The following is a 22,222-nucleotide window of genomic DNA, read 5'->3' as shown; positions in this document are numbered from 1 at the left end:
CGCTCTAAGCGGCGTCGGCTTTTACCCGCAGTCGGTCGTAGGCGCTCTGTTCGTCGGCATCCAGCGCAATCAGGTACGGCTCCACCGGTTTCTTGAAGCTGGTCATCTCGCCGTCCTCGCCCTTCTTCAGATGGCAGTGGCAGAACCACTCGGCATCGTTGCGCTCGGGGAAATCGACCCGGTGGTGGTACAGCCCCCAGCGGCTCTCCTTGCGGAACAACGAGGCCCGCGCCGCCATCTCGGCGCAGTCGCGGATCACGCTCACTTCCATGGCACGCATCAGTTCATGCGGGTTGCTGGCCTTCATCTGCGCAAGGTCACGCTCGATCTCGGCGAAACGGGTCAGGCCGATCTCCATTTTCCTGGTCACTTTCGGCGGCTGCAGGTAGTCGTTGACCATGCGCCGCAGCTTGTACTCAACCTGCGCCGGCGGCAGGCCGTGCTCGCGGTGCAGCGGAGCGAACACCCGCGCCTGCTCGCGCTCGACCTGGGCCAGGTCGACCTCGGCCAACTCGCGGTCGGCTACGTAACGGGCCGCATTGATCCCGGCGAACCAGCCATAGGTGAAGGCACCCAGCATGTAGTTGTGCGGCACCGCGGCCATGTCACCGGCGGCATACAGGCCCTTGACGCTGGTCTCGGCCTTCTCGTTGACCCATACCCCCGAGGCCGAATGCCCGGAGCAGAAACCGATCTCGGAGATGTGCATCTCGACCATGTGCTGGCGGTAGTCGGTGCCACGCCCGGCGTGGAACTGGCCACGGCTGGGGCGCTCGTTGCTGTGCAGGATTTCTTCGATGTTCTGGATGGTTTCCTCGGCCAGGTGGTCGAGCTTGAGGAACACCGGGCCATTGCCGCCCTCGAGCTCCTGGTGGAACTCCCACATCATCTGCCCGCTCCAGTAGTCGCACTCGATGAAGCGCTCGCCCTTGCTGTTGGCGGTGTAACCGCCCAGGGGGCCGGTGACGTAAGCGCAGGCCGGGCCGTTGTAGTCCTTGATCAGCGGGTTGATCTGGAAGCACTCCAGGTTCGCCAGCTCGGCACCTGCGTGATAGGCCATGGCGTAGCCGTCACCGGCGTTGGTCGGGTTCTCGTAGGTGCCCATCAGGTAGCCCGACGAAGGCAACCCAAGGCGCCCCGCCGCGCCGCAGGCGAGAATCACCGCCTTGGCCCGCACCACACGGAATTCGCCGGTGCGGCAGTCGAAACCCAGCACGCCGGCAGCGGCGCCTTCGCCGTCGAGCAGCACCCGGGTGCAGACCATGCGGTTGCTGATCTCGACCCGCGCGCGCTTGAGCTGGCGGTACAGCACCTTCTTGATGTCGTGGCCCTCGGGCATCGGCAGCACGTAGGCGCCCATGTGGTGGACCTTCTTCACCGCGTAGTCGCCGGTCTCGTCCTTCTCGAACTTCACGCCCCAGCGGTCGAGCTGCTCGATGGTCTCGAAGCTCTTGGTGGCGTAGGCGTGCACGGCGGCCTGGTTGACGATGCCGTCGTTGGCGACGGTGATTTCCTTGGTGTACTGCTCGGGGGTGGCGTGGCCGGGAATGATCGCGTTGTTCAGGCCATCCATGCCCATGCTGATGGCACCGCTGCGCTTGACGTTGGCCTTGTCGAGCAGCAGCACGCGCAGGGTCTTGTCGTGCTCCTTGGCCTTGATCGCCGCCATCGGCCCGGCGGTGCCGCCACCGATGACGATGATGTCGTAGTCCTGGGTCTGGATGCTCATGCCTTGCCCCCTTTCTGGCGGTCGATGCGCAGGCGGTACTGGAAGGCATCGCCGCGGTAGTAGAGGTGTTCGAAGTCCAGCGGCGTGCCGTCGGCGGCGTGGGTCAGGCGCTCGATGCGCATGATCGGCGAACCTTCTTCCACTTCCAGCGCCTGGGTCAGGTCGCTGTCGGCCAATACCGCGTCGATGGCAAGGTCCGCATGACCCAGGGCGATGCCGCAGTCGTTTTCCAGCAGCAGGAAGATGTCACGGGTGACCAGGTCGGCTTTTTCCAGCTTCTCGCCGACGTGCTTGGGCAGCCAGGTCAGCTCCAGCGAAACCGGCTCGCGGTTGATCAGCCGCACCCGGCGAATCTCGGTGACCAGGCTGCCCTCCTCGACCTGCAGCCGCGCCGCCACCAGCGCAGTGGCCGGCACATGGCGAAAGCTGCGCAGGCGGTTGAGCACTTCGTAGCCCATCTGCGTCATCGACTCGGCCAGGCCCTGCAGGGTGCTGACGTTCTGGAACGCCTTGGGCTTGGCGACGAAGGTGCCCTTGCCATGGATCTTGAAGATCAGCCCCTCTTTCTGCAGATCGCCCAGCGCCTGGCGCACGGTGATGCGACTGACCCCGAAGGCCTTGCCCAGCTCGCTTTCCGACGGCATGCGGCTGTGCGGCGGGTAGGTGCCATCGAGGATGCGCTCGCGCAGCAACTCCTTGAGCTGGGTGTAGAGCGGTACCGGGGACAGGGGAAGCAGTTCGGCCATGGGTCTCTTCGCTAGTTGGCTGACTTGTTATAACAAGTTATGACCAGATCATAGAGGGCATAAGTGGGGTGGGGGAAATATCGATATGGCATATGGATAGTTGGGATCGTGATGTGCTGGAAAGGCGGCCAATCCCACATCATCTAGCCAAGCCATCGTCTACTCCCTTGGAACTCGAGGGCGTTTCAGCACTTTAAAAGACTTACGAAAATTTCTACCCCAGAAACGAAAAAACCGGCTCGAGGCCGGTTTTTTCACCTCAACGGCCAGCGAACTGAATCGCTGCGTACGAGGCTGAGTAGTACTGCGATAATCGGCCATCCGAGAAGGAATTTCGAGCTTTCTTTTGCATTTTTCGACAATGAAGCCTGGACCCGGGCAAGTCCTACATCAGATTTTCCCCATTGCGCGTAGTCCATTTCCCAAAGACACTTTTGCCGCACTCAAGCCATTGCGAGCGAACTGCGACGGGCTCTAGGCTCGCCCGATCGTTGCCAAATCAACGATCGGGTTTAGCCACTCGGATCAAAGACGTTCGCACCTCGCCTTCACATTCCAGAGCATTTCTCTGGTGCGTCATGGCGGCTGTGCGTGGGGCACCCTTGGGTGCGCCGGGTGCCGTCTTCCCGGTTGGCTAACCCGCGTACAGCTGCCACCTATTCGTTTAGCCACGGATCTGCGGCAGCTCTAACAAGACGGAGCTGTAGCCATGAAAAAACACGTCCCCGATCCACCGCGCCTCACCCTCATCAGCAACCCTGCCTTCTCCATCCACACCGACATGATCCCCCCCGACGCCCTGGCCCACTCCAGCGCACTGCTGCTCGGCGTTGCCGAAACCATCGACCAACACTGCCGCGCTTGCGCCGGAGCGCCCGGCCTGAACATGCTGGCCAACGCAGCCCAAAGCGCCGAAACCGCGCGGGCACTGGTTGAACATGCCTTGAACCGGCTCTGAGGGGATGACCATGGACGATCAATCGAACCACTACACCACTGCCGGCATCGCCACATTCCTGGACATGTTCAAGGTGCAGCCCGGCGTACCTCTGGAGCGGGTGCTGGAGGAAGTCTCGGTCGTGCTCGGCTGCATCCGTGACCTGAGCGACCAGGAAGAAGCGCGCCCTGCCGTAGTAACGGCGCTGCACTACCTCAGCGCCCTGGCCAAGGGGTTGATGAATGACCTGGAGATTGCGCGCAACAGCGTGCATTGAGCCATTCAGTACGCTAGTGACCTCTTCGCGGGCAAGCCCGCTCCCACAGACTTGCCCGCGAAGAGGTCACTACAAGGCCAAAACCCAGGGAAAAACATCCACGGATCAAGGCGATGGACGCCACCGACGCAGATGGGTATCATTGCGCCGCGTTGCACTCGTAGCTCAGCTGGATAGAGTACTGCCCTCCGAAGGCAGGGGTCGTGGGTTCGAATCCCGCCGAGTGCGCCATCTCCGAAAGCCCTGGGAAATTTCCCGGGGCTTTTTCGTTTGTGCGCCAGGTCGCGTCCCGCCCCTCCCCCTGCAGCACCCAATGGTGTTAGCGTGGGAATGTTTCCTACCAATGGACATCCCCTTTAAACCCTTCGCGAAGGAATGCGTTTACCCATGCCCTTGCCCAAGCTTTCTGCCGTCTCCCTGATGCTCGCCAGCCTTGCGCTGTTCGCCCTGCCCGCCCACGCCAACCTCAGCCCGCAACAGTCCGCCGCCATCCTCAAGGCCTACGACGGCACCGACCCGGCCGACTTCAAGCAATTCCTCGGCAAACTGGCCAATAGCGAACTGGCCAAGGCCGACAAGCTCGACGACACCCTCAAGGCCTACCTGGCCGGGAAACCGCTCGCCGCCGAGCAGCAGAACGAAATCAACCGCCTGCTGGGCCTGTACACCCGCATCAAGTACGGCAAGGCTGCCACCGAGACGCTGCGTGAACTGGTGGAAATCCCGACCTTCCAGGTCGAGGGCCTGCCACAGCACGAGAACCCCGAATTCCACAAGATCGCCGACAAGATCAAGGCCTTGGCCGAAGGCTTCGGCCTCGAGTTCCGCAACATCGACAACCGCGTCTACGAGATCACCCTCGGCGAAGGCAAGGAAGTGATCGGCATCCACGCCCACGCCGACGTGGTGCCGGTCAATCCGGACAACTGGAAGCTCGAAGATGGCACGCGCCTGGACCCGTTCAAGGTCACCCTGGTGGGTGATCGCATGTACGGCCGCGGCACCGAGGACGACAAGAACGGCATCGTCGTCGCACTCTACGCCCTGAAGGTCGCCAAGGACGAGAAGCTGCCACTGGCGCGCCAGTTCAAGCTGCTGGTGGACACCACCGAGGAAACCTCCGGCGACGCCATTCCCTACTACTTCGCCCGCAACGCCACGCCGGACTACAACCTGGCGCTGGACGGCGGCTACCCGGTGGTGATCGCCGAGAAAGGCTACGGCACGGTCATGGCCAGCTTCAGCAAGCGCGCCGGTGAAGGCAAGGGCGCCGAGGTGATCAACCTCACCGGCGGCCTGGCCACCAACCAGATCCCCACCACCTCGGTGGCGACGCTGATCGGTGACCATCCGGTCGATCTGGCCCGGCGCCTGAAAAAGGCTGGCAACGAGTACCGCAAGGCCAACGGCAAGGACTTCAAGATCGACACCGTGGTCTCTGGCAAGCAGGTGATCCTGACCGTGACCGGCGTCTCCGCGCACTCTTCCTCGCCACAATCGGGGGTCAACCCGGTGGCGCGCATGCTCGACTTCCTCAACGGCCTGGGCGATCGCGTGCCGCTCAAGCACAACCACATCACTGACGCCGCCCGCTACGCCGCCGACAACTGGGGCCTGGACTACCTGGGCAACAAGCTTGGCGTGGGCTTCAAGGATGACTTCATGGGGCCGCTGACCGCCTCGCTGACCTACGTCGGCCTGGACCAGAAAGCCCTGAAACTGGCGGTGAACCTGCGCATCCCGAAAGGCAAGCCGATCGACACGATCAAGGACGAGCTGGGTGACAAGCTCGGTGAGTGGGCGCGCACCAGCCACACCTCGGTAGCCTTCGAGTACACCCTGGACGAGCCGATGTACCGCAACCCCGAAGGCGAGTGGGTCAAGGCGCTGCTGGATGTGGCCACCGAGAACCTCGGCCTGCCCCACGAGTTCGGCACCTCTGCCGGCGCCACCTCGGTGCACGACCTGCCCAACGGCGTGCAGTTCGGCCTGTCGATGCCCGGCGTGAAGTACACCGGCCACAACGACAACGAGTTCAAGACCGTCGAGCAGTTCATGCTGGACCTGCAGGTGATCAGCGAGATGGTCGCGCGCATCGGGCAGATGCGCAAGCTCTGAGCGAATGCCGGCGAGGGCCGTCCACCGGTCCTCGTGCGCTTCGACCAATGACGTTTTTCAATCGCCTCGATGCCGTTTCCGGCATTGCCGTGCAGAGCGCGGTCCCGGATGCTTTATTTAATCCAGGACAGCGCTTTTCCCACCCCGAGGCCCCCATGAAGAACGTCGAGCAGATCCTCAAGACCAAGTCCCAGCACCAGACCGTCTACACCATCGGGCCAGACGACTCGGTGCTCGATGCCCTGAAGTTGCTGGCGGAAAAGAACATCGGTGCGCTGCCGGTGATCGAGGGCGACCAGGTGGTGGGCATCGTCAGCGAACGTGACTACGCGCGCAAGCTGGTGCTCAAGGGCCGCTCGTCGGCAGCCACGCCGGTGCGCGAGATCATGAGCGCGCCGGTGGTTACCGTGGAGCCGAAGCAGAACCTCGAGTACTGCATGAACCTGATGACCAACCGTCACCTGCGCCACCTGCCGGTGGTCGACAATGGCCAACTGCTGGGCCTGCTGTCGATCGGCGACCTGGTCAAGGAAACCATCGCCGAGCAGGCCAACCTGATCGCGCAACTGGAGCAGTACATCCGCGGCGAATGAGCCCGATCAGTGGTAGACGCGCTCCAGCTCGTCCAGTTGATGGTCGAAGCTGCGCAGGCGCGCCGACCAGGTGTACACCAGCACTTCCAGGTCGCGGTTGAGCACGGCGGTATTGCCGCCGTCACGTCCCTGCGGATCGCCAAGGTCCAGTTGATAGCGTTCGCGTGCCATGGCCGTGGCCACGCTCGACAGGTCGCGGGCGTTGGCCAGCCAGTGGTGATGGTGATCGTGGACCTCGCGGTCCAGCTCGCGGCACTGGCGCTTCAGGGCATCCAGGCACTGCTCCAGCGGCGTACCCTTGAGCTCGCCCATGACCTCTTCGAAGGTACGCCCCGAATGCCAGTAGCTGCCCCAGAAATAGCGGTCGAACACGGTCTCGACCCGACGCAGGGCAACCTTGGTATTCCAGATGGCCACCAGCGTTCGGCCCTGGGTCACCTCGCGCTTGTTCAGGTGCAACTGCTGCCAGGCGATCCACGCCAGGCCGCAGAGCGCCACCGCCGCGGTAACGGCGGCAGCGGCATAGAGGAACTGCACAGCCTGGTTCATCTGGTGGGTGTGCCGGATACCGTAGAAGTAGCCGGCAGTCAGGGTGCCCAGGATCGTCACGGTGCACCAGAAGCCTGGTGCGTAGGGATCTTTCATCACACTATCCCCTTTTGTTTTCCTGAGCATAGCAACGCTGCAATCACCCATCAGGTGCCGCTCGGCGCTTTATTGCTTGCGTGGGTGCAGCGCCTCGTTCAGTTGATCGATCATGACTATCCAATCGGAATCGGCGATGTAGTTTTCCTTCAGGAACGCGCGCTGGGAATCGTTCCAGAACGGCGCATCCACCAGCTTCACGCCATCGTCCAGCGGCGAGTGGGTAGTGATGAAGCGGTCGATCTCGACCGGATCGTCATCAAGGCCCAGTTGCTTGAAGATTTCAGAGAACGGATGAATCGGTGCGTCCATGGTGCATGCCTCCGGCTTGGCCTGGGTTGATTGCCTACAACTAGACAGCGTAGACCCCACCCTGACTCGATCGAATGCGCTGCACTGTCTAGTCCTGAAATAGGTTTACACCTGTTCAGGTAGGCCGACAGGCCTCAAAACGCCCGATGCACCGCATCGGGCGTTTTGTTTTTTAGGGCCATATGGGGCCGTTCTGTGTTGTAGATCTGCACTGCCTCATCAACCATCTTCCTCGCCTGCTCAAGATCTTCAGGGCTCCTCAACAGCAGCTCCGTCTTGAGGATTCCGTTGATGCGCTCCGCCAGCGCGTTCTGATAGCAGTCATACCCATCAGTCATGGAGCACTGAACGTCGTGCCGTTGGTGCAGTGACTGGTACAGCGTCGAGCAGTATTGGATGCCTCGATCCGAATGGTGGACCAATGGCTGGCGACGACGTCGCTTTCGTAAGGCCTGCTTGAAGGCTTGCGCCACTGACTCGGCATGCAGGCTTTCATGGACGTGGTGGCCAACAATTTTCCTGGAGTACGCATCCGTTACCAGGCTCAGATACAGCGGGCCGTTGCGTGCGGGCAGATAGGTAATGTCGGCAACCCAGACGTGCTCTAGCCTTGTCGGTACGACTTGGCTTGGGCCGGGCTTAAGTAAGTTGGGATGACGGTAGAAGCGATGAAAGCTCTGCGTTGTCTTGTGATACGCCCGCTTAGGCAACACTAGCAAGCGGCGCTCACCCAAGACCTGAAAAAGCCTGTCTCGGCCGACCTGGACACGTCTGTCAGGTTGGCAATGCAGCAGATAGTGCAGCTTGCGTGTACCCAGACGAGGCTGGCGCATCCGGATTTGCTGTACAAACTCAACCACTCGATCCGCTTGGCGCTCTTTGTCATCAGCGGCTTGGTTGCGCTTGTAGTAAGCCTGTCGACTGATGCCTAGAAACTGACAAGCCCTGGCAATGCTCAGTCCTGCGACTTGACCTTGCGTGAGGACTTGCCGGATCGCTTTTTTACGACCGATACACCGTAGTCATTTTTCAGAACATCCACGACCGTTTCAAAGAATTGAGCCTTTTGGCTCATCAGCTCAAGCTGTTGCTCAAGCTCTTTGATCCGCTGCTCTGGAGTGAGCGTTTTGGGGTCAGACATCGCGTAGCTCCTCTCGTCGCGGATCGAGGCCCCCTGGCTCCAATCCTGCCGACCGTGCTTACGCAACCATACCAGAACCGTAGATTTTCCTTGGATGCCGTACCGCTCCCGGGCCTGGGTGCAGGTCAGCTCGCCTTTTTCGACCTGATCGACCACTGCCAATTTAAAAGACAGCGAGTAATCACGCTGTGTGCGCTTTACACCTTGATCCATCTGACTCTCCGGAAATTCGGGATGGGAGGTGTAAACCTTATTTAGGACGGGACACACCACGAAAAAAGGGGCCGCTGTGGCCCCCTTCATGGCATGGCCGGACGATCAGATCGGCGCGCGGCGCAAGGTGGCGAGGAAGGTCGCAGCGCCGATGAACAGCCCGGCGAAGGTGCGATTCAGGCGCTTCTGCTGCCGGGGGGTGCGCAGCAGGCGCAGTACGCGGGAGGCAAGGCCGGTGTAGCCAGCCATCACCAGCATGTCGACGCTGATCATGGTGGCGGTGATCATCAGGTACTGGTGCAGCAACGGCGCATGCGGATCGATGAACTGCGGCAGCACCGCGAGCATGAACACCAGGGCCTTGGGGTTGCTGACGTTGACCAGGAAGCCACGGAACACCAAGCTCAACGGTTTGCCGATCGGGCGCACGGCGGATTCGTCGGTCATGTCCATCGGCAGCGCCCGCCACTGACGGTAGGCGAGGTAGACCAGGTAGCCGACGCCGAACCACTTGATGATCTGGAAGGCGGTGGCCGAGGCGGCAAGGATGGCACCGACACCGGCCGCGATGATGGCGATCTGTACGATCAGGCCCAGTTGCAGACCCAGCGCATTCCAGTAGCCGCGCCAGAAACCGTATTGCAGGCCGCTGGACATCGAGGCAATCGCCCCGGCCCCCGGCGACAGGCTGATCACCCAGCACGCGGCAAAGAACGCCAACCACGTTTCCATCGACATCGCACACCTCACTCGAGCAAATGTTGCAAAACATTAAGCTACGGTTTTGGTGAAAAAATGACCAGCGGTTTTTGGGCAAGTCGGCAGATATTTATCGCCTGCGTCAGGACAGCGCCTCGAGTTCGGCCTGCATGCTTTCCAGAGTTTCCAAAGCCTCCATCCAGGCTTCTTCGAGCTCGCCTTCGCGCTGCTTGAGCTTGGTCTGGCGCGCCAGCAGGTCGCGCAGTTGATCCTTGCGTGCAGCCTCGTAGAGGCCACTGTCGCCCAGCGCGGTCTCGATCTCGGCCAGTTGCGTGTGCACCTGGCCCAGTTCGGTCTCCAGCTTGTCGGCGGCCTTCTTGTGCGGTGCCAGTTGCTGACGCAGGGCGGCGGCGGCCTGACGCTGGGCCTTCTTGTCGGTCTTGTCCGGGTTGACCGGTGCGCTGCTGACCGGCGCCGTACGCTGGCGATAGTCGATCAGCCAGCGGCTGTAGTCGTCCAGGTCGCCATCGAAGGTGTCGACCTTGCCGTCGGCCACCAACAGGAAGTCGTTGGTGGTGCTCTTGAGCAGATGACGGTCGTGGGAGACCACCACCACGGCACCGGCAAACTCCTGCAAGGCCATGGTCAGCGCCAGGCGCATTTCCAGGTCGAGGTGGTTGGTCGGTTCGTCGAGCAGCAGCAGGTTCGGCCGCTCCCAGGCGATCAGGGCCAGGGCCAGGCGGGCCTTCTCGCCACCGGAGAAGTTGAGCACCGGCTCGTCGATACGATCGCCGCGGAAGTCGAAACCACCGAGGAAGTCGCGCAGAGTCTGCTCGCGCTCGGTCGGGGCCAGGCGCTGCAGGTGCAGCAGCGGGCTGGCCTTGTCGTCCAGCGAGTCGAGCTGATGCTGGGCGAAGTAGCCGACCGCGAGGTTCTCGCCGCGCGCCAGGCGACCGGCCAGCGGCTCGAGCTCACCGGCAAGGTTCTTGATCAGGGTGGACTTGCCCGCACCGTTCGGGCCGAGCAGGCCGATGCGCGCACCGGGGGTGAGCTGCAGCTTGACCTTCTCGAGGATGGTCTTGTCGCCATAGCCCAGGCGCCCTTCGGAAAGGTCGAGCAGCGGGCTGGAGATCTTGTGGGCTTCGCGGAAGACGAAATCGAACGGCGAATCGACGTGCGCCGCCGACAGCTCTTCCATGCGCTCCAGGGCCTTGATCCGGCTCTGCGCCTGACGGGCCTTGGTGGCCTGGGCCTTGAAGCGGGCGATGTACTTCTCCATGTGCGCACGTTGCGCCTGCTGCTTCTCGTAGGCCTGCTGCTGTTGCGCCAGGCGCTCGGCGCGGGTGCGCTCGAAGGCGCTGTAGCCGCCCTTGTAGAGATTGAGCTTGCGCTGCTCGACGTGCAGCACGTGGTCGACCACGGCATCGAGGAAGTCGCGGTCGTGGGAAATCAGCAGCAGCGTGCCCGGGTAGCCCTTGAGCCAGTCTTCGAGCCAGAGGATGGCGTCGAGGTCCAGGTGGTTGGTGGGCTCGTCGAGCAGCAGCAGGTCGGACGGGCACATCAGCGCCTGGGCCAGGTTCAGGCGCATCCGCCAGCCACCGGAGAAGTCGCCGACGCGGCGGTCCATCTGCTCGCTGGTGAAGCCCAGCCCGGCCAGCAGCTTGCGCGCACGGGCATCGGCGGTGTAGCCGTCGGCGCTGTCCAGCTCACTGTGCAGGCGCGCCAACGCGGTGCCGTCGTGGGCCTGCTCTGCGGCGGCCAGCTCGGCCTGGACCTTGCGCAGGCGCAGGTCGCCATCGAGCACATAGTCCACTGCCAGGCGCTCGAGCGTGTCGACCTCCTGGCGCATGTGGGCGATGCGCCAGTCGGCGGGGATCTGGCAGTCGCCGGCATCGGGCGACAGCTCACCGCGCAGCAGGGCGAACAGGCTGGATTTGCCGGCACCGTTGGCGCCGATGAGGCCGGCCTTGTGACCGGTGTGCAGGGTCATCTCGGCGCCTTCTAGCAAGCGCTGAGGGCCACGCTGTAAAGTGAGGTTGGATAGTCTGATCATGATGGTCGCGGAGTCTATCAGCTTCCGGGTGGCCCACACAGGGCACTCGATCATTGGCGCGAGTCGAACCATGCACACCGATCTCTGGAACCACGCCTTGGCCTTGTACGGCCGGCCGGGCGTCGAGGATGCCTGCCTCACCCTGCAGGCGCACGGCGGCGATGTCTGCCTGCTGCTGTGCGGCACCTGGCTGCAGGCACGCAGGGTCGTGCCCGATGCGCATCGGGTGGATGAGCTGCAGCAGATTGCCCAGGCCTGGCAACGGAATGTGGTGTCAGCGCTGCGCGCGCTTCGTCGGCAATGGCGCACCCAGGCGCAGCACGACCCGCAACTGACAGCGTTGCGCGAGCAGGTTAAGGGGCTGGAGCTGGAGGCTGAACGGGTCTTGCTGGAGCGCCTGCAGGCATGCGCCCGAGGGTGGCCGACGGGTCCGCACGGACCCATCGACGATTGGCTGGAACGGCTGGCGCCGGACCCGCTCCGTGACCACAGCGCGCTGCATCAGTTGCGCGCTGCGGCCATCGGGCTTCAGGACGCCGAAGGCGCCTGAGCCGGGGTGCTGGCTGGAGCCGACGGCGCTGCGGCAGGGGCTGCCGAGTTGGTCGCTGGCTTGGTTTCAGCAGGCTTGGCCGGGGCCTTGGCAACAGCTGGCTTGGCGGCCGGTTTAGCTGCGGCTGGCTTGGCAGCTGGTTTGGCTGCTGCAGGTTTCGCAGCAGCGGGTTTGGCGGCAGCGGGTTTCGCTGCAGGCTTAGCCGCGGCTGGCTTGGCAGCAGCTGGCTTCGCTGCAGGTTTGGCGGCGGTTGGCTTGGCAGCAGCCGTTTTCGCTGCAGGCTTGGCAGTGGCCGGTTTGGCAGCAGCCGTTTTCGCCGCAGGCTTGGCAGCGGCTGGTCTGGCAGCGGCGGTTTTCGCCGCAGGCTTGGCAGCGGCTGGTCTGGCAGCGGCGGTTTTCGCCGCAGGCTTGGCAGCGGCCGGTTTGGCAGCAGCGGTTTTCGCCGCAGGCTTGGCAGCGGCTGGTTTGGCAGCAGCGGTTTTCGCCGCAGGCTTGGCGGCGGCTGGTTTGGCAGCAGCGGTTTTCGCCGCAGGCTTGGCGGCGGCAGGCTTGGCAGCAGCTTTGGCTACCGGCTTGGCGGCAGCCTTGCTGGCGGGTTTCGCAGCCGGTTTCACGGCAGCCTTGGCAGCGGGCTTGGCCGCGGCGCGCTGGCCGAGTGCCTTGCCAGCGGCTTCACGCACCTTGCCGACACCCTGGGCCAGTTTCAGGCTTTCCTGGGCATCACGCTTGAGTTGCTGGATATAGGTGCGGGTCTGGGTCTGGCGATCTTTCAGCGAATCGAGCAATTTCTCGAGTTCACCAACGGCACCCTGGGCCTTGCCTTGCGCCTTGGCTTTGCCAGCCTTGGCAGCGTCCTGCAACTTCAGGCGGGCATTGTGCAGTTTCTCCTGCGCCTTGCCGCGTTGTTTTTCCAACTTGGCGAGCAGTTTTTCTGCATCCGTCAGCGCTTGCGAGCAAGCCTCTTCCAGATGTTCGAGCAAGCTACCGGAAAGTTGCTGGAGCAGGTGCAACGGCGTACTGACGGGCTTCTTTTTGGCCGACATGGCTTACCTCCTGGCTGACGAGATTGCGGCTCATACTATGCTTCTGCTGCTACCGCCGCTAGGGCATGTTGACAGTAATGTTTGCGCCGCGTTGCATGCCTGGGCAAAGTTGTTATCTTGCAGCTCGGTGCAAGTGTAGTAGTCGATTAAATGATTGCCGACTTTCTACACAGTTGCCGACAACGAAGGCGAGCCTACTTTGCCTTCATCGCCGCAGGAGTTGCTCGTGCCTCGTTATCTGATTCTCGGCCTCGGCCTGTTGGCGGCCTCTGCACTGGCCGCCCCTGAAACGCCTCCCGCCACTGACCAGGACCTGGCCTACAGCCTGGGCGCAAGCCTCGGTGAACGCCTGCGTCAGGAAATGCCCGACCTGCAGCTCGACGCACTGGTCGAAGGCCTGCGCCAGGCCTACCAGGGCCAGCCACCGCGTATCGACAAGACGCGCATGCAGGCCATTCTCCAGCAGCATGACGAGCAGGCCAACGCCGCCGCACAGCAGGCGCAGATCGACACGCTGATGGCTGCGGAAAAACGCTTCATGGCCAATGAACGGGCACGGAGCGGCACGCACGAGCTGCCTGAAGGTGTGCTCTACAGCGAGCTCGCCAGCGGCAACGGCGCTCAACCCAAGGCAGGGGGCAAGGTACAGGTCAGGTACGTCGGCAAGCTGCCGGACGGTTCGGTCTTCGACCAGAGCCAGCAACCGCAATGGTTCAGCCTGGGCTCGGTGATAGAAGGCTGGCAGGTGGCATTGCCCCACATGAAGACGGGGGCCAGGTGGCGGCTGGTGATTCCATCGGCACAGGCCTACGGCGCCGATGGGGCGGGCGACCTGATCGCGCCCTATACCCCACTGGTGTTCGAGATCGAGCTGCTGGCTGTCGGCGGCTGAGGCAAGCCGTCAGGCCGGCACCGCGCCCTCTTCCTTGTGCGCGTTGTGCAGCACTTCGATCAGGCAGTCTTCAAGCTCGAAGCGTTCATGCAGCAGGCCGCCCAGCTTGCCGAGCTTGTCGGCGAAGCGCTCGGTATCGGTGCACTCGCCCTTCGCGCAGTGGTCGTTGAACGCCAGCGCGATCTGGGTAATGTCATTGATCCTGGGGCTTATTTCCTCGGCCAGCTTGAGCGCCTTCTCGTCGCCGAAAGCCTTGGCTTCGGTGACCAGCTGCTCGCTGACTTCGAAGTGCCACGCCGACACATAGTCGACCAGGACTGCACAGAAGTCGCGGTTCTTGTCCTTGTCGGCGAAGGCTGGCCTGGCGTCGCGCAGGGTGCGAAAAGCCTGCACCAGTTCCTCACGCTCCTCCAGCCAGCGGTCGATCAGTTTGTTAACCCCGCCCCATCGTTCCTGGGCGTTCTGGCAACTATCGAGCATGGCAGTCTCATCCCTAGCTGGGCAGATGCCGCTGCACCTCGCACCGCTATCGCGCGACACAAAGGTGACATCAGCAGAACGGCATCGAACCGTGTGTTTTCAGTGTGCGTGCAGGGGAGATTATTCCCGCACGTGCTGACCATCAAGGTACGCAGTGGACTAAGTTCATACAAGCGTTTGATGCAGCCGCACGGGACCGCTGGTCGCGGGATTGACCTGGATCACTCGTCGTCAGCGGTGCGGAAACGATACGCCAGCAGGCAGTACAAGGGCAGCGCAGCCAGCAGCAGAAAGGCCATGAGGCTCCATTCGGGGAGCGTGAGATCGAGAACGCTCCAACCGATCGAGATGCACTCCGAGCTGCCCATCAGCAGGCGTTCGAGCGCCTGCGGCCAGGAGCGCTGCAGCGTTTGCGTGAAGGGCTCGGGGGTGAACGCCAGCCATTCGCCCTGCAGCCACACATGTCGAGACGCCAAGGCCACACCCAGCAGGGCGCAGCCAGTTGCCACCCACGCATAGCGCCGCGTACCGACGACACCCGGCTTGTGCACCATGGCGCCCAGGCAGCTCAGCGCATAAAGCCCCAGCAAGGCTCGCTGGCTGAGACAAAGAGGGCATGGCACCAGCCCGAGCCAGCTCTCGAGCACGAACGCCCCGCCAAACGCCACGATCGAGACGAGGAAAGCTGAGAGGAACAAGGGGCGCGAGCGGGCCAGCGGCATGAGTGACGAAAATCCCGGAAAGGTCGTAGTGGTTTGAAACGGTAGAGGAAAGGGGGCCGCTGTTTCAAGTTGCTACAGGGAGGACAAATCGCTCATTGAAAGAGAAAGTTTTCTGATCTTGGTAGGACTGATCCTAAGCTTTGCTGGCTGCACCTTTATTGTCCTACCAGCATCGAGGAAAACAGCGCCCCTCGCTGCACGAGGCCACTCCCAGAGGGGGCACGGCCTGGCGCAGCAAGGGGACCGGGAGGGGGTTGAGGGCTAGGCGTGCACCCCTTCAGGCAACGGCAACGCCAGAAGACGCTCATCGAGCAGGCCGAGCCCTTCCTGGAACAGTTGGTTGCTGCGTTCGGTCTCGCCCAGCCCGGCCAGCAACCGCGCCAGCTCGGCGCAGGTTTCCGGATTGCGCTCCATGCGCAGGCTGCTCTCGAAGTAATCGCGGGCCTTGCCCCACAGCCGGTTCTGCAGGCTCAGGCGCCCGAGCGTGAGCAGCAAGCCCGGATCCTGTGGATGGTCCTTGAGCCAGCCCTCGGCGGTCTGCAACTGGCGTGCAGGATCATCCCCGCGCACCAGCCCATACAGCCGCGCCAGATGAGTTTCGTACTGACGCTTGAGCGCCGCGCGCAGCACTTGCTCGGCTTCATTCTGGGCGCCGACCTGGCGCAATTGCTCGGCATAGGCCAGCACCAGTTGCGGCTCCTGACGCTGGGCCGAAGTCAGTTGCTGCCACGAGCGCTCCAGCGACTGACGTGCAGCCTGCGAGTCTTCGCCACGGGTGGCGGCCAGGCTCAGGTTCTGGCCCCAGGCACGTTGCTCCAGCTCGGCCAGCTCCTGAACCGGCAGCACCTTGCCTTTGCGCAGGTCGGGCAACAGGCGGATCAGCGCCGGCCAGTCGCCACGCTCGCGATGCAAGCGCTGCAGCAGGCGCAGGACCTGGGCGTTGTGTGGATGGCGCTCCTGCATGGCCAGCAGGGTTTCCAGGGCTCCGTCGCTGTCGCCACGGTCCATCTGCAACTGCGCGTGGGTCAGGGCAATCGCCAGCTCCGCCTGGGGCTGGCGCTCGAGGGCACGCTCGAGCAGGTTGTCGCTGTCTTCGGTGCGCCCCTGCTCGTTCGCTGCGCGGGCGGCGCCGAGGTAGTACAGCAGCGGCTGGCGCTCGGCCTCCGCAGCCCGGTGCAGGTGGCGCTGGGCGCTGGCCCAGCGGCCTTCGGCGAGGTCCAGCTGCCCCTGCTCGATGGCGATCCGCACCCGACGGCTGCGGTTGCGCCGCGACCAGGGATTGACCACGCCACTGGACGTCAGCACCAGGCCAACCAGATAACGCAGCAGCAACAGCGCCAGCACCACGACGACAAGAGCCGCCAGCGCCGCCCACAGCCCCGACTGGTAGCGGAAGCCGCCATAGGCGATCAGTACATAGCCGCTGTGCTTGGCGATGGCCACGCCCAGCGCCGCGGCGATGACGATCGCCAGCACGGCCAGCAGGTAGACGCGCTTCATGGCTTGCCCTCCCCACCCTCGGCCGGCAGGTGACGGCGCTGGATGTAGGCCTGCACAGCGGCAAGGCTCTCGGCCAGGTCAGGCACCACTACGGAAACCGGCTGCTCGGCCAGCGCATTGAGGCTGTCGAGCATGGCCTTGCTCTGCGGGTTGTCCGGGTTGAAGTTTGCCAGCAGTACGCTGCGTGCATCGTCCAGGGCCTGGGTGTAGACCTTGGCCTGGCCGTTGAGCGCCGCCCACTGCGCCTGCTCGATGGTCAGGCTCAGCGCCAGGCGCAGCTGGTTGAGCGACTGCCCGGCCAGCAGCGGGCGCACGTTCTGGTCGGCGTCGAAGTCGATCTGGAAGTATTTGGAAATCTCCGCCCACCACTGCGACAGGCGGCTGGCGCCGTCACCGTCGGCGGTCAGCGCCCCAAGGGCGTCGGCATCGCTGTTGAACTCCGGCGACTGCGCGCTCAACTGCTGCACCTGCTCGCGCTGGGCTGCAAGCTTGAGGAACAAGCCGGTGCGGTCCGGTTGCTGGGTGCTGTTGAGCGTCGCCAGGCTGCGAGCCAGCTGTTCGCGTGCGGCGAAGGCGCCCGGATCGCTCTGCTCGCGCAGGATCTCGTCGGCGCCTTCGACCAGCGCCTTGGCGCTGGCGATGTCCTGCAGCGCCGAAAGGCGCAGCGTGGCCAGGCGCAGCAGGTGCTCGGCCTCGGCCAGGCGCCATTCCTTGCGGCTCTCGCCCAGCACGGTTTCCAGGCGCTGGCTCAGGCGCTGCTGATCGCCCTGCAACTGCGCCACCAGGCGGCGACGGTCTTCGAGTTCGCTGGCCGCCGGCAGGCTCGCCAGCTGCGAGCCGAACTGCTGCTGGCGTTGCTGCAAGGCTTCGGCACGCTGGTTCAGCGCCTCGATATGCTCGCCCTGGCCCAGCTCGCTGCCTTGCAGCTGGCGCACCTGCCACGCCCCCCAGCCACCGACCGCAACGCCGGCTGCGCCGATCAGCAAGGCCAGCAGCGCCAGGCCGTTGCCGGCACGCTTGGCCGGTTGTTCGACAGGGGTTTGCGGCGCTTCGGTCGCCGAGGGTTGTTCGTTGTTGGACAAGACAGTCTCGCTCACGTATCCATCCTTTGCATGGGGGCGTCACCGCACTTGGCGTGACGCCTTAGGAAGCAGGTGCAGCGCTGCGCTGCACGGCTGCCAGCAAGGCCGCGGCACTGGCGCCACGGCAATCCACAACCTGTCGGGCGCCTGCCGCCCTGGCCTGTTCGGCGACCCGCGGGCTCGGCACGAACAGCGCCGTCTGCGCAAGACGCGGCCAATCCGCCGCGGCCAGGCGCTGCAAGTGTTCGAAACCCTGCCCACTGCTGACCACCAGGCCGTTCAGGCGTTCCGCTTCGATGCGGCGCATCAGGCTGCCCGGGGGGTAATCCGGCAGTCGACGTTCGTACAGTTCCAGATAATCGACACTAGCACCTTGCTCACCAAGACGCTCGGCCAGCAGTTCGCGACCTCCACGTCCACGGACAATCAGGACGCGCGCCGTAGGAATCGCGATAGCCTCTCGCAAGAAAGATACTTCGAGCAAGGCCTCGCTATCATCACCTTCTGTAGGGAAAGTCACCTGCAGATGGGCGGTCTGCAGGACGCGGGCCGTGGCTTCGCCCACCGTGAACCAACCAGTGGGCGGCACTGCGATGCCCGCCTCGGCAAGCCGCTCGAGCAACAGGCGCGCCGCCGGCTTGCTGACCACGATGATCGCCTGGTACTGCCCGATCGCGGCCAGGCGTGCTTGCGCCGCCGCATCCAGGGCCAAGGGGTCGATCGCCAGCAATGGCAGGCTGCTGCTGGCGATTCCAGCTGCGGCGAGCTGCTGCGCCAATGCCGCGCACTCCTCCTCAGGCCGGGTCAGCAGCAGGCGCCAGCCACTCACGGATGACCGGCCTCGCCGTAGACTTCCTTGAGGATCGCCTCGGCGCCCTGGCCCAGCAGGTCCTCGGCCACCTGCACGCCCAGGCTTTCGGCCTGGCTGCGCGGGGCACGGGCATCGGCCACCAGCAAGGTGCCGCCACTGGGCTGGCCCACCAGGCCGCGCAGCCACAGCTGATCGTCTTCAAGCACCGCATAGCAGGCGATCGGTACCTGGCAGCCGCCGTTCAGGTACTTGTTCATCGCCCGTTCGGCTTTCACCCGGTCGGCGGTATCGGCATGGTTGAGCGGTGCCAGCAACGCCTGGATCTCGCTGTCGGCGCTGCGGCACTCGATGCCGACGGCACCCTGGCCGCCGGCCGGCAGGCTGTCGTCGACGCTGATGCTGGAGCTGATGCGATCCTCGAAGCCCAGGCGGATCAGGCCCGCGGCAGCGAGGATGATCGCGTCGTACTCACCTGCATCGAGCTTGGCCAGGCGCGTGTTGACGTTGCCACGCAGGAACTGGATCTTCAGGTCAGGACGACGCGCCAGCAGCTGGGCCTGGCGCCGCAAACTGGAGGTGCCGACGACGCTGCCGGCCGGCAGCGCCTCGAGGCTGGCGTAGGTATTGGAAACGAAGGCGTCGCGCGGGTCTTCGCGCTCGCAGATGCAGTACAGGCCCAGGCCTTCGGGGAAGTCCATGGGCACGTCTTTCATCGAGTGCACGGCGATGTCGGCTTCGTTCTCGAGCAGGGCGGTTTCCAGTTCCTTGACGAACAGTCCCTTGCCGCCGATTTTCGCCAGCGGCGAATCGAGCAGCTTGTCGCCACGGCTGACCATCGGCACCAGGGTCACGACCAGGCCGGGATGGGCCTGCTCGAGGCGAGCTTTGACATAGTCGGCCTGCCACAGGGCCAAGGCACTTTTACGGGTGGCAATGCGGATTTCGCGAGTGGACATCTAACGCCCCGGAGCAGAGAAATGCCGCCGATGATAACAGCTCCGCTGGCATCGCTAGCAGATCCAGGTCATCACCTGGCCCGGCCATCCCTGGCTGGGGGCAGCAGCCGCTTCGCTCAGAGCGTCTGCATCATCTTGCGCACACCGGCCACATGCCGGCGGCTGACGGTCAGGGCATCGCCGTCGAGGCCTTTGAGAAACAGCTGGAAATGGCCCAGCGGCGTACGCTGCAGGCGCTCGATGCGCTCGCGGGCGACCAGGGCGTTGCGGTGGATGCGCACGAAGCGCTCGCCGAATTCGTCTTCCAGCGACTTCAGCGGCTCGTCCAGCAGAACCTCGCCGGATTCGTGGCGCAGGGTCACGTACTTGTGATCGGCAATGAAGTAGATCACCTGGGGCAGGGGAATCAGCTCGATCCCCTTGCGCGTTCGTGCGCTGATATGGCTGCGCGGGCCACCGCCAGCCTCGTTGGCGGGACGGGTCAGGGCGGCGAGCTGGGTGCGGTTGGGTTTTTCCGCCTTGCGCAGGGCATCACGCAGGGCCTGGGGTTGGCTCGCCCTGCCGACATGGCTGAGCGTGCTGTGGCTGAACGCCTCGCGCTCATCGTCGTCGAGGCAGAACACCACCGCTGGCGGCGCCTCGCGTTCACACAGCCGGGCTGCGACCTGCAAGCCATCGAGGCCGGGCATGCGGGTGTCGAGCAGGACGACGTCGGGCTTGAGGCTGTCGATCAGCGCCAGGGCCTCCTCGCCATTGGTGGCGCTGGGCTCGAGCACCGTATAGCCCTCGAGTTCTCCGAGCAGGCGGCTCAGGCGCTCGCGGGCCTGGGGTTCATCATCAACGATCAGGACATTCATAATTGCGCTGGATTCCTGAGTGAGTCTCGCATTGGGTACAAGCGTAGACAGGAGTCGGTCGACCGTGTCGCGGTCACGCTACAGACCCATGCGAAGGCCAAAGATTCACTGGTCTGGCAGAATCGCTGCCAGTCCTCTGTCCAACTGTAGACGGTCCGTGGAACACTGCCGTTCAATCATTGAATATCCTGTAGCGCCCCGCACCTGCCACATACCGGCAATTTCACGCGACCGGTGTCCTGTGGAGGGAAGCGCAACCCTGCTATGATCGGCGCCACTTTTTTCATTCACGCCTTCTATGAGTGGATCCATGAGCACCGACAAGACCAACCAGTCCTGGGGCGGCCGCTTCAGTGAGCCCGTCGACGCCTTCGTCGCCCGTTTCACCGCCTCGGTCGATTTCGACAAGCGCCTGTACCGTCACGACATCATGGGTTCGATCGCCCACGCCACCATGCTGGCGCAGGTCGGCGTGCTGTCCGACGCCGAGCGCGACACCATCATCGATGGCCTGAAGACCATCCAGGGCGAGATCGAGGCCGGCCAGTTCGACTGGCGCGTCGACCTGGAAGACGTGCACATGAACATCGAGGCACGCCTGACCGACCGCATCGGCATCACCGGCAAGAAGCTGCACACCGGCCGTAGCCGCAACGACCAGGTGGCCACCGACATCCGCCTGTGGCTGCGCGACGAGATCGACCTGATCCTGGGCGAGATCACTCGTCTGCAGCAAGGCCTGCTGGAGCAGGCCGAGCGCGAAGCCGAGACCATCATGCCGGGCTTCACCCACCTGCAGACCGCCCAACCGGTCACCTTCGGCCACCACCTGCTGGCCTGGTTCGAAATGCTCAGCCGCGACTACGAGCGCCTGGTCGACTGCCGCAAGCGCGCCAACCGCATGCCCCTGGGCAGCGCTGCGCTGGCCGGCACCACCTACCCGATCGACCGTGAACTGACCTGCAAGCTGCTGGGCTTCGAGGCCGTGGGCGGCAACTCGCTGGACGGCGTCTCGGACCGCGACTTCGCCATCGAATTCTGCGCCGCCGCCAGCGTGGCGATGATGCACCTGTCGCGCTTCTCCGAAGAGCTGGTGCTGTGGACCAGTGCCCAGTTCCAGTTCATCGACCTGCCCGATCGCTTCTGCACCGGCAGCTCGATCATGCCGCAGAAGAAGAACCCGGACGTCCCGGAGCTGGTGCGTGGCAAGACCGGCCGCGTGTTCGGCGCCCTGACCGGCCTGCTCACGCTCATGAAGGGCCAGCCGCTGGCCTACAACAAGGATAACCAGGAAGACAAGGAACCGCTGTTCGACGCCGCCGACACCCTGCGCGACTCGCTGCGGGCCTTCGCCGACATGATCCCTGCGATCAAGCCCAAGCACGCGATCATGCGTGAGGCGGCGCTGCGTGGTTTCTCCACCGCCACCGACCTGGCCGACTACCTGGTGCGCCGCGGCCTGCCGTTCCGTGACTGCCACGAGATCGTCGGCCACGCGGTGAAGTACGGGGTCGACACCGGCAAGGACCTGGCCGAGATGAGCCTGGAAGAACTGCGCCAATTCAGCGACCAGATCGAGCAGGATGTGTTTGCCGTGCTGACCCTGGAAGGTTCGGTCAATGCGCGCAACCACATCGGTGGCACCGCGCCGGCGCAAGTGCGTGCGGCGGTGGCACGCGGCAAGGCGCTGCTGGCTGCCCGCTAGACACATGCCGAGGGCTTCGCCCTCGAATCGCGGCACGAGGCCGCTCCCACAGGAATTGGACTGACCTGGATTTTGAGCAAGACAGTTGCTCTCTCAGGGTTCCAGGTACCCTGTGGGAGCGGCCTCGTGCCGCGATGGGCCGCGCAGCGGCCCCTCTTCCC

22 protein-coding genes and 1 tRNA gene are annotated in these 22,222 nt (G+C 64.0%); 8 read left to right on the top strand and 15 right to left on the bottom strand.

Features of this window, described 5'->3' with window-relative positions:
• Window positions 1-4 precede the first annotated feature (4 nt).
• Both AC1TXO_RS01205 and AC1TXO_RS01200 read right to left on the bottom strand, forming a co-directional pair.
• The gene (locus AC1TXO_RS01205) at window positions 5-1,729 is read right to left on the bottom strand and encodes a fumarate reductase/succinate dehydrogenase flavoprotein subunit (protein ID WP_486404697.1); all 1,725 of its coding nucleotides are present in this window, start codon (window positions 1,727-1,729) and stop codon (window positions 5-7) included.
• Complete coding sequence (locus AC1TXO_RS01200) at window positions 1,726-2,475, bottom strand: GntR family transcriptional regulator (RefSeq protein ID WP_402759532.1); 750 nt, start codon at window positions 2,473-2,475, stop codon at window positions 1,726-1,728. Before AC1TXO_RS01200 ends, AC1TXO_RS01205 begins: the two co-directional genes overlap by 4 nt.
• A 709-nt stretch (window positions 2,476-3,184) precedes the next feature.
• On the opposite strand from AC1TXO_RS01200, the gene AC1TXO_RS01195 reads away from it, so the two are divergent.
• The 5 genes from AC1TXO_RS01195 to AC1TXO_RS01175 all read left to right on the top strand — a co-directional run bounded on the left by AC1TXO_RS01195 (window position 3,185) and on the right by AC1TXO_RS01175 (window position 6,400).
• Window positions 3,185-3,433, top strand: coding sequence for a hypothetical protein (locus AC1TXO_RS01195; RefSeq protein WP_486404696.1), 249 nt, complete (start codon window positions 3,185-3,187; stop codon window positions 3,431-3,433).
• A 10-nt stretch (window positions 3,434-3,443) separates the two neighbouring features.
• The gene (locus AC1TXO_RS01190) at window positions 3,444-3,689 is read left to right on the top strand and encodes a DUF3077 domain-containing protein (RefSeq protein WP_486404695.1); all 246 of its coding nucleotides are present in this window, start codon (window positions 3,444-3,446) and stop codon (window positions 3,687-3,689) included.
• Between the two features lie 154 nt (window positions 3,690-3,843).
• Window positions 3,844-3,920, top strand: a tRNA-Arg gene (locus tag AC1TXO_RS01185).
• A 156-nt stretch (window positions 3,921-4,076) separates the two neighbouring features.
• Window positions 4,077-5,807: a dipeptidase gene (locus AC1TXO_RS01180; protein ID WP_486404694.1), complete on the top strand. Its 1,731-nt coding sequence runs from the start codon at window positions 4,077-4,079 to the stop codon at window positions 5,805-5,807.
• Window positions 5,808-5,962: 155 nt separating this feature from the next.
• Window positions 5,963-6,400 carry a CBS domain-containing protein gene (locus AC1TXO_RS01175; protein WP_486404693.1) on the top strand — a complete coding sequence of 146 codons (438 nt, stop codon included), beginning with the start codon at window positions 5,963-5,965 and terminating at the stop codon, window positions 6,398-6,400.
• A gap of 6 nt (window positions 6,401-6,406) precedes the next feature.
• Here the strand turns inward: AC1TXO_RS01175 and AC1TXO_RS01170 are convergent, their stop codons facing one another.
• The 5 genes from AC1TXO_RS01170 to abc-f all read right to left on the bottom strand — a co-directional run bounded on the left by AC1TXO_RS01170 (window position 6,407) and on the right by abc-f (window position 11,463).
• Window positions 6,407-7,045 carry an NADH:ubiquinone oxidoreductase subunit N gene (locus AC1TXO_RS01170; RefSeq protein WP_486404692.1) on the bottom strand — a complete coding sequence of 213 codons (639 nt, stop codon included), beginning with the start codon at window positions 7,043-7,045 and terminating at the stop codon, window positions 6,407-6,409.
• Between the two features lie 69 nt (window positions 7,046-7,114).
• A complete protein-coding gene (locus tag AC1TXO_RS01165) occupies window positions 7,115-7,357 on the bottom strand; it encodes a DUF2789 domain-containing protein (protein ID WP_054891624.1) in 243 nt (80 codons plus the stop codon).
• A 134-nt stretch (window positions 7,358-7,491) separates the two neighbouring features.
• Window positions 7,492-8,711, bottom strand: a protein-coding gene (locus tag AC1TXO_RS01160) for an IS3 family transposase (RefSeq protein WP_486404691.1) whose coding sequence is annotated in 2 segments (ribosomal slippage) — window positions 7,492-8,363 and window positions 8,363-8,711 — 1,221 coding nt in all. Because the reading frame shifts where the segments join, the coding sequence is not laid out codon by codon here.
• A 105-nt stretch (window positions 8,712-8,816) separates the two neighbouring features.
• Window positions 8,817-9,449, bottom strand: a complete 633-nt coding sequence (locus AC1TXO_RS01155; RefSeq protein ID WP_486404690.1) for a LysE family transporter — start codon at window positions 9,447-9,449, stop codon at window positions 8,817-8,819.
• A 103-nt stretch (window positions 9,450-9,552) separates the two neighbouring features.
• Complete coding sequence (gene abc-f / locus AC1TXO_RS01150; RefSeq protein ID WP_486404689.1) at window positions 9,553-11,463, bottom strand: ribosomal protection-like ABC-F family protein; 1,911 nt, start codon at window positions 11,461-11,463, stop codon at window positions 9,553-9,555.
• Between the two features lie 70 nt (window positions 11,464-11,533).
• Here abc-f and AC1TXO_RS01145 point away from each other — a divergent pair, with 70 nt between their 5' ends.
• Entirely contained in the window at window positions 11,534-12,013 is a 480-nt protein-coding gene (locus AC1TXO_RS01145) for a TIGR02444 family protein (protein WP_486404688.1), read from the top strand.
• Here the strand turns inward: AC1TXO_RS01145 and AC1TXO_RS01140 are convergent.
• On the bottom strand, window positions 11,992-13,056 hold the full coding sequence (locus AC1TXO_RS01140; protein ID WP_486404687.1) for an AlgP family protein: 1,065 nt from the start codon (window positions 13,054-13,056) through the stop codon (window positions 11,992-11,994). The two genes, AC1TXO_RS01145 and AC1TXO_RS01140, sit on opposite strands and share 22 nt — an antisense overlap.
• 226 nt (window positions 13,057-13,282) lie before the next feature.
• Between AC1TXO_RS01140 and AC1TXO_RS01135 the strand changes: the two genes are divergently transcribed.
• Entirely contained in the window at window positions 13,283-13,948 is a 666-nt protein-coding gene (locus AC1TXO_RS01135) for an FKBP-type peptidyl-prolyl cis-trans isomerase (protein WP_486404686.1), read from the top strand.
• 9 nt (window positions 13,949-13,957) lie between these two features.
• Here the strand turns inward: AC1TXO_RS01135 and rsd are convergent, their stop codons facing one another.
• From rsd to AC1TXO_RS01100, 7 genes are all read right to left on the bottom strand, one after another.
• The gene (gene rsd / locus AC1TXO_RS01130) at window positions 13,958-14,428 is read right to left on the bottom strand and encodes a sigma D regulator (RefSeq protein ID WP_486404685.1); all 471 of its coding nucleotides are present in this window, start codon (window positions 14,426-14,428) and stop codon (window positions 13,958-13,960) included.
• Window positions 14,429-14,649: 221 nt separating this feature from the next.
• The gene (locus AC1TXO_RS01125) at window positions 14,650-15,150 is read right to left on the bottom strand and encodes a disulfide bond formation protein B (protein ID WP_486404684.1); all 501 of its coding nucleotides are present in this window, start codon (window positions 15,148-15,150) and stop codon (window positions 14,650-14,652) included.
• A 261-nt stretch (window positions 15,151-15,411) separates the two neighbouring features.
• Window positions 15,412-16,650, bottom strand: coding sequence for a heme biosynthesis HemY N-terminal domain-containing protein (locus AC1TXO_RS01120; RefSeq protein ID WP_486404683.1), 1,239 nt, complete (start codon window positions 16,648-16,650; stop codon window positions 15,412-15,414).
• Window positions 16,647-17,747: a uroporphyrinogen-III C-methyltransferase gene (locus tag AC1TXO_RS01115; protein WP_486404682.1), complete on the bottom strand. Its 1,101-nt coding sequence runs from the start codon at window positions 17,745-17,747 to the stop codon at window positions 16,647-16,649. The genes AC1TXO_RS01120 and AC1TXO_RS01115 overlap by 4 nt, the downstream gene beginning before the upstream one ends.
• A gap of 46 nt (window positions 17,748-17,793) precedes the next feature.
• Complete coding sequence (locus tag AC1TXO_RS01110) at window positions 17,794-18,561, bottom strand: uroporphyrinogen-III synthase (protein ID WP_486404681.1); 768 nt, start codon at window positions 18,559-18,561, stop codon at window positions 17,794-17,796.
• Entirely contained in the window at window positions 18,558-19,499 is a 942-nt protein-coding gene (gene hemC, locus AC1TXO_RS01105) for a hydroxymethylbilane synthase (RefSeq protein ID WP_486404680.1), read from the bottom strand. The genes AC1TXO_RS01110 and hemC overlap by 4 nt, the downstream gene beginning before the upstream one ends.
• Window positions 19,500-19,615: 116 nt before the next feature.
• Window positions 19,616-20,356, bottom strand: a complete 741-nt coding sequence (locus AC1TXO_RS01100; protein ID WP_486404679.1) for a LytR/AlgR family response regulator transcription factor — start codon at window positions 20,354-20,356, stop codon at window positions 19,616-19,618.
• Between the two features lie 310 nt (window positions 20,357-20,666).
• Between AC1TXO_RS01100 and argH the strand changes: the two genes are divergently transcribed.
• Entirely contained in the window at window positions 20,667-22,061 is a 1,395-nt protein-coding gene (argH, locus tag AC1TXO_RS01095) for an argininosuccinate lyase (RefSeq protein ID WP_486404678.1), read from the top strand.
• The last annotated feature ends 161 nt before the right edge of the window (window positions 22,062-22,222 follow it).

The sequence above is a fragment of the Pseudomonas sp. FA117 genome, assembly GCF_057370475.1.
Note: the sequence above shows the minus strand (reverse complement) of the source record. Positions and strands in the feature narration are given on the sequence as shown.